The following is a 1,325-nucleotide window of genomic DNA, read 5'->3' as shown; positions in this document are numbered from 1 at the left end:
ACTGTGCCCCCTCTTTTTTCACACAAGTATGACACCTCTACTTATTTTTTTGAAGATGGGGTTTACTTGACGCTTACCTATGCCGGTGCCTTCCTTATCTTTGGTTGTGAAGTAAGGTTCAAATATTTTGGTTATCACATCATTAGAAATGCCACCACCGTTGTCTTTGATTGAAACTATAACTTTGGACTTGTCTTCAGTATTGCAGATATTTATTAATATATCTCCTTTAATTTGTGGTTCAATCTTCTTTCTTGAGACAATCGCCTCCTTGGCATTATTCAAAATATTGAGTATAACCTGTTTAAACTCATTTGGATAGCCTTCAACATTAAGTAAGACATACTGTTCAGATTTTAATGAAACATCTACGTTGTGTCTGATATAGACATGCATAAACATTGACAGAAGTTCATCTATGGCTGCCTTTACATCAAATCTGATTTTTTTCTTAGACGGTATGAAGAAATTTCTAAAGTCGTCTATGGTCTTTGCCATAAAATCTATTTGTTGCATTGTAGAACCTACAATATTGTCTATATATTTATCATCAAGTTCACCCTGCTTATAAGCATCTCTAAAATCCTGGACATTCAACGTTACTGCATTCAAAGGTTGTTTCCACTGATGGGCTATTAGGCTAATCATCTCACCCATAGAAGCCATTTTGGATTGCTGAATTAGTAGTTGTTCTTGAAGTCTTCTTTTTTCAACTTCTGTTGTTACCATGGATTGAAGGTGTTCATTAAAGTATTTTAATTTTTCCTCTATCCTTTTACGTTCAACCGCTAAAGCATAAATCATAGCAAGACGTTCTATAACATTTAAATCATCATCCGTATAATCCCTCTCAGCATTTGCTACAGCAATTTGTCCTATTAATCTACCGCCTATTACTGACGGAACTGAAAGATATCGTTTTATTTGTGCATGTCCCTCAGGAATACAGCCTTTATAGGCGGGGTGTTCTTTAGGATTATTAACATAAAATCCGTTTTTTGTATTTAATGCGTGACCCCAAAGCGCATTATAACTATCCTGCCCCTTGGGAAATGTCATTCTCTTATGCGTGGTATCTACGTTACACTGACCATCTTTCATCATTTCAGTAAGACTATGCGCCACTAGGTCCATTGTCTCTGTATCTAACTCAGCAACATAACCATGTGCGCTATTGGTTAGTCTCATTGCCTCTTTGTGTACTGTAATAGAAATATTTTCTATATCCATATTATTAGAAAGGAGTGGCAAGCCCGAACGTTACCTCCCGAAACAGAAAATACCTGAAGGCATCGGCACCATAAGTTTCTATAACCTTATGCGGG

Annotated in this window: 1 protein-coding gene; it reads right to left on the bottom strand. The window is 36.5% G+C overall.

The genetic code is table 11. The features are described 5' to 3' along the window. Nucleotides 1–18 precede the first annotated feature (18 nt). On the bottom strand, nt 19–1,251 hold the full coding sequence (locus H7844_15950; GenBank protein ID MEO5358771.1) for a GAF domain-containing protein: 1,233 nt from the start codon (nt 1,249–1,251) through the stop codon (nt 19–21). Nucleotides 1,252–1,325 lie beyond the last annotated feature (74 nt).

The organism is Nitrospirae bacterium YQR-1, assembly GCA_039908095.1.
GTDB lineage: Bacteria > Nitrospirota > Thermodesulfovibrionia > Thermodesulfovibrionales > Magnetobacteriaceae > Magnetomonas.
This window is presented reverse-complemented; position numbering and strand designations above follow the sequence as displayed.